5 protein-coding genes and 1 pseudogene are annotated in these 6,061 nt (G+C 34.5%); all 6 read left to right on the forward strand.

Going from position 1 to position 6,061, the window contains the following annotated elements:
* Positions 1–234: 234 nt before the first annotated feature.
* The 6 genes and pseudogenes from H5160_RS19840 to H5160_RS19865 all read left to right on the forward strand — a co-directional run bounded on the left by H5160_RS19840 (position 235) and on the right by H5160_RS19865 (position 5,804).
* Complete coding sequence (locus tag H5160_RS19840) at positions 235–849, forward strand: trimeric intracellular cation channel family protein (protein WP_002957915.1); 615 nt, start codon at positions 235–237, stop codon at positions 847–849.
* Between the two features lie 34 nt (positions 850–883).
* A pseudogene (locus tag H5160_RS19845) lies at positions 884–1,099 on the forward strand (magnesium chelatase domain-containing protein); the annotation flags it as partial.
* A gap of 118 nt (positions 1,100–1,217) precedes the next feature.
* Positions 1,218–2,654, forward strand: coding sequence for an HAD-IA family hydrolase (locus H5160_RS19850; RefSeq protein ID WP_182738494.1), 1,437 nt, complete (start codon positions 1,218–1,220; stop codon positions 2,652–2,654).
* A 7-nt stretch (positions 2,655–2,661) separates the two neighbouring features.
* A complete protein-coding gene (locus H5160_RS19855) occupies positions 2,662–3,648 on the forward strand; it encodes a DNA-processing protein DprA (RefSeq protein ID WP_212746526.1) in 987 nt (328 codons plus the stop codon).
* A gap of 143 nt (positions 3,649–3,791) precedes the next feature.
* Entirely contained in the window at positions 3,792–5,186 is a 1,395-nt protein-coding gene (locus H5160_RS19860; RefSeq protein WP_212746527.1) for an SIR2 family protein, read from the forward strand.
* Positions 5,187–5,258: 72 nt separating this feature from the next.
* Positions 5,259–5,804 (forward strand): hypothetical protein, encoded by a 546-nt coding sequence (locus H5160_RS19865; RefSeq protein WP_138531041.1) that lies wholly within the window; start codon positions 5,259–5,261, stop codon positions 5,802–5,804.
* The last annotated feature ends 257 nt before the right edge of the window (positions 5,805–6,061 follow it).

Below are 6,061 nucleotides of genomic sequence, written 5' to 3' on the forward strand. Positions count from 1 at the left end.
AACGGCACGCTCAAAGCGTGTTTTTTATGTCTAAAATTTGATGAGTGTGGTGATTTAGCTTATAGGTTAAAGATCATCTTCACTGCATGAGGCATTCACTTCTCATAAGCGCAAGCTCCCGCCCCCTGAGATACACTTTAAAATGTTATAAACTTCTTAAAATAAATCGTTATTACTTAAAACCTTGTTTGGTTTGTGTTAAAACGGCACAAATATTTTTAGGTTGTTACAAATATGACTGAACTTTACCACTGGTTTGATTTAATAGGCATTGCGGTGTTTGCTGTATCAGGCACTTTGCTAGCGTACGAGAAAAAAATGGATGGCTTTGGGGTCGTAGTTTTAGCGACAGTAACTGCTATTGGTGGTGGTACAGTGCGAGATCTAATTTTAGATGTTCCTGTGTTTTGGTTACACGATCAAAGTTACTTTTTTGCCATACTCGCTTCAGTATTTGTTACAACACGCCTTATAAATAAACAAAAGCCGATACCTCATTATATTTTACAAACAGCGGATGCGTTCGGGTTAGCTTTTTTTGCAGTAATGGGGGCGCAAAAAGCACAGCTTGTTGGTATGCCCGATATGACTGCGGTAATTATGGCTGTAATTACAGGCTGCTTTGGTGGATTAATTCGAGATGTGCTTGCACGCGAGATCCCTATGCTATTAAAGGGTGAGCTTTACGCTATTACCTGTATAGCGGGTGGTACTGTTTATACGCTTGGCATTAGTTTTTCGTTAGCAACCGAAATGGCGATGGTATTAGGAATGTTAATGACCTTATTACTTCGTTTAGCCGCTATAAAATGGCAAATCACATTACACGTTTTTAAATATCCTGACTAAACTGGTGTAATCACACCATTTACTAGGATAAGGAATGTCGTTAGCTCGTATATTTTCTCGTGCTCAAGTGGGCATAAATGCCCCTGAAGTTATTGTAGAGGTTCACCTAGGAAATGGTTTACCCGCTTTTCATATTGTAGGCCTGCCCGAAGCGTCTGTTAAAGAGTCGAAAGACAGGGTACGTAGCGCACTCGAAAACTCACAATTTGGTTTTCCCGATCAACGAATAACCGTAAATTTAGCCCCAGCCAAATGCATTCAATGGAAGTCATGGGAGTTTTTGTAAGTTGATAATTTTATTATTTAATTCTTGAATATAGTGATACATTGCCATAATACAGGAATGTATTTCATTAATAAGGATTGTTATGGGTAAAATTTCAGCTGTACTATTTGATCTAGATGATACTTTAGTTTTTTCTTCACATCTAAAAAGTGCCAGAGAAACTAGAGATATAAGAGCTCTCAGGAGGTTATTGCCATCGACTCAATTATGTAAGAATATTCTCACTTTAATTGAAGGATTATCTCGAAAAGGCATACCGCTTGGAATAGTAACAAATTCACCTAAATGGTATGCAGATGAGGTACTGAATTACTTTGAACTATTCGGCTATTTCTCTGTGATTGTGTACTATGATGACGTTAGGCCGAATATAAAGCCTTCACCGCTTGGCATTAATCTAGCGTTAGAGCGTTTATCAATATCTAAACCTGAATCTGTTTTATACATAGGTGATCACCAAGTCGATATTGATGCTGCCTATTCCTCGCATGTCATACCTATTGCTCCAACTTGGGCTGATACTAAAATTCCTCAAATGCCAGCATGTGTTATATGCACAAAAGCTTTATTAAAGGAAATAGATTCAATTGAAAATATAAGATTATTGGCAGAATCGGCTTCTGATAATACTAATTTATATTTCCAGATTGGAAGAGAGTTTTATTTTTGTCCGATAAATCTAGAAGCCCAAGTAGTGATGCCTGGAAGAAGAAATATCCAAATTATCACTTTTGGTCGTTATTTTAGTACTAAATCTAAAATAACAGCTAATCTAGCTGCTAGTCATAAACTATCTATCGATATTCAGTCAAAAGAACAAAACTCAAATTTTGAGGCTCCAAAGTATTGGGTCGATACATTTGTTTTTGCATTACAAAGAATACCGCAATATCTATATAGAAATAACGAAGGCGTAGATATAGTTACTGTAATCCCCGCAAAGCAGCTAAAGAACAAAAGACTAGAACGTATGCTAAGGCGTATTCATGAGAAATCAGGACTAGATTATCATTTTATTGACGATATATTTCAATTTTCTGAGAATGCAATTAGCTTAAAAACTGTGAACGGCAGAAGAGAGAGACAGGTAGCTATAAATGGGCAGTTGCATCTCAATCAGAAGTATAAAGGCAAGCTTAAAGGGGCGAAGATTATTATATTGGATGATGTAGTTACGACCGGTGCTACATTTAAAAGAGCAATCTCACTACTTGAAGTCGAAGAAGCTGAGAAGGTGCTCGGGCTTTGTTTAGCGAAAACGGTACATCCAATAGGTGACACTGAGACGTGTGATAGATGTAATAGACCTATGAGATGCCTTACAAATAAGTATGGAATAAAATTTTGGGCTTGTACTGGTTATCAAGAACCAATACCTTGTAATCACGCTAAAGGTATAACTATAAAGGACTGCCCAAGGTGTGCGAAAGAATTAGTGTTAAAAAGCAGTCAATATGGAAAATACTTAGCGCACGAAGGTGAAGCAGCGAAACACTGTCAGTATAAAGAGAATAGGTAACTATATTTTGGAAGTATCATTATTTACATTTAAGCTTTTGTGTCTGAGCTCTTTGAAGGGAGTTGGTCAACAATCATTAAATCGACTGTTAAATGAGGATATTCTGAAGCTGGATCTCGAAGAGATACTAAAAAAAGTCTATCTTAAAAAACAATACTCATTAGAAGATATAGAGCAAGCTAGGACGTTTGCTCAAAAGCAGGTTGATGAAGCTTACAAAAGAGGGCATTACATAATATCTCCTCTTGATAATATCTACCCTGAAATATTGAAAAAACTAGAGGTAAGACCTGCTATTTTATTTATCGCAGGTTCTCTTGAAGCTGTTAATTCAAAAAAAGTAGCAGTAATCGGTACTAGAGAGCCGACTACTCATGGCAATATTATAGCTAAGAGAATCACTACTTGGTTTACCCAAGAGGGATGGGGTATTTTAAGTGGCTTAGCTATTGGAATCGATACGATTGCACACCAAAGTACTTTAGATGCTAATGGAATTACCATAGCAGTTCTTGCTCATGGTTTGGATACCGTTTACCCTGCAAAAAATAGAGGTCTAGCAGATGAAATTCTTCGCTCAAATGGTGCCTTAGTATCTGAATACCCATACGGAGTAACAGTAAGACCTGCTCAATTAGTTCAAAGAGATAAGATCCAAGCTGCTTTGTCTAATGCAGTGGTCTTAGTCCAAAGTGACCTAAAAGGTGGGAGTTTACATGCTTCTCGTGAAGCTATTAAGCTTGGAAGGCATCTAGTAGTTGCAGGTCAAAGCACTACTGATTTAGAAAATAATGAATCAAAGACTCAAGCAAATAATTTTATTTTAACAGGCAGTAATGACGAAATTGCTCGATTTATGAGATGTCTTCCTAACCAATTAGATCGAATCATCTATTTGAAAAATAAAAATGATTATTCTTTTGTTAATAATATTTTACTATCCGTATCAGAAGATGTCATTCAAAACCCCAAAGAGCAGAGCTTATTTGATTAATTTCAAATATCTCAGAATAATTAATATTAGAGGTTCGCTTGGATATACGCACATTTATAAGTCAATATCGAAATCATCCAGTTTTATTTATTGGCACCGGAGTAAGTCTTCGATATCTAAACAACTCATACACATGGGATGGCTTGTTAAAACATATTGTTACTGAGTTGACAGGGGATGTGGAATTTTATTTAGATATAAAATCTCAGTGTCAAGATGAAGGAAAGTACGATTATTCTATAATTGCTTCGAAAGTAGAAGAGGCGTTTAATTATACTTTAAGTCAGGATCGAAATGGAAAATTCAAACAGATCAATGATATTTTTTATGAAGAAATGATAAAAGACAATAACTTAAGTCGTTTCAAAATATACATATCTCAATTACTTAGTAAACTTGATTACCGTGACTCTAAACTGGCCGAAGTAGCTGAATTTAAAAAAATACGTAAAAATATTGGTTCTGTTATAACAACTAATTATGACTGTCTTGTTGAGGATATATTTGATTTTCAGCCTTTAGTTGGTAATGACATTTTATTAAGTAACCCATATGGCTCTGTTTATAAAATACATGGCTGTCATACAGCACCATCTAAAGTGATAATTTCAGAAGATGATTATTATAAATTTAATGCAAAATATGAATTAATAAGAGCCCAGCTACTATCCATTTTCATTCATAACCCAATTATTTTTTTAGGGTATGGGATAGGTGATGAAAACATTAAAAGTCTATTGAAGACTATTTTTACCTATGTAGAACCGAACTCTGAGGATGCTGAAAGAATTCGTAATAACTTTCTTTTGGTCGAGTATGAAGAAGGTTCTGTATCACATGAAATTTGTGAACATGATATTGATCTTGAGGGGTACGCTACTATCCGTATTAACAAAGTCAAAACGGATGATTTTATTGAGATTTATAAAGCTTTGTCAGATTTAAATTTACCTGTTTCTGCGATGGATATTCGAAAAGTACAAAGTATAGTAAAGGAGATTTATTCAGGAGGGAGTATTCAGGTAAGCATTACTGAGGATTTAGATTCATTAAATAATAACGAAAAAATACTAGCAATCGGTTCCAGTAGGTCAATAACTTATACCCATCAGGACTCTTCAGGAATGATGAGTAACTATTTTAGTATTATTGATGAGGCTAATAACCAACTCTTAAAGCTAATAAACGAAATCAAGATAGCATCTACTCAGTGGTTTCCAATTTTTGGTTTTCATAAAGTATGCCCTGAAATAAATAAAGCTCCAATTTTAAAAGTTCAGCAGCTAGCTAAGTTAAAAACATACCTAAATACACTCAGCTCTAATGTAGAGTCAATACATACATCTGCTGAAAGTATTATGGAAGATGATAATATATCGCGTGCTAATAAGGTGAATGCAATAATTTGGTCGATTTGGCATGATAAGCTCGATTTGGCTGACATAGAGGTTTATTTATTGGGTTTTAAAAATAAAAAAGATACAGATTATAGGCGTTTACTATGTGTTTATGACTATAAAAAATATGGTGAACTATAATTATAATACTTCAATTACTTTGTGTATGTATGACATTAAACACCTATATTTTTTTATATTGGAGCTAAATCTATGGATATTATAGAAGTTATAAAAGAGCCTATTTTTTTAGTTGTATCTACAATACTTTCTCTCATTATTTCTGTAATGGCGAATGTGTTAACTCCAAAAGTCCTTCAATTATGTTCTCAGCTTTCTGTATCTCTAAGAGATAAGCAATATGCAAAGAAAGCTATTTATCACTCAAAAGTTGTTACAGCAGCACATGATACAAATAGGGTTGTGAATATTAAGTTAGACGCAGCCTATAGCTTGCTAAGAGCTTTAATTATGATTGTATTTAGCTTATTTCTATTTTCTATAGCAACTTATTTTGATGTATCTGTGTTTTTTATCGCTTTTTCATTGGCGCTGGTTACGTATGCTGTTTCATTATTCAATAATGCCCAAATAAGCTATAGGATAGCTGTGCTTGCAGCAAAAAGAGCAGAGTATATGATGAAGATTAGGACGCAAATTAATGCTAAATATCAAGAGCAGGAGTATGAAGACTTTATCGATCCCGATGAAGATGCTTATGAAAAATGTCTTATTGAGTGGGACAAAGAAAACATCTAAGTATAACGATCCCGCTTCGGACTAAAGAATTTTAAATAGCTTTTTCTTTAGGTCTAAGTTGAGCGCTAATACTTCAGGAAAGATAAAGACGCTGCTAACTTAAATTTTATTTTTATACTTATCTAACGCATTAAGTACGTACAGAGATGTCCTAAAGTATAGGACTTGAAGTTTAAATTTTACACAGACTATTTTTTACGCCTAAGATTGCTGCTATACCTATACCTATACCTATACCTATACCTATACCTATACAG

The sequence above is a fragment of the Pseudoalteromonas sp. SG43-4 genome, assembly GCF_014164325.1.
Taxonomy (GTDB): domain Bacteria; phylum Pseudomonadota; class Gammaproteobacteria; order Enterobacterales; family Alteromonadaceae; genus Pseudoalteromonas; species Pseudoalteromonas distincta.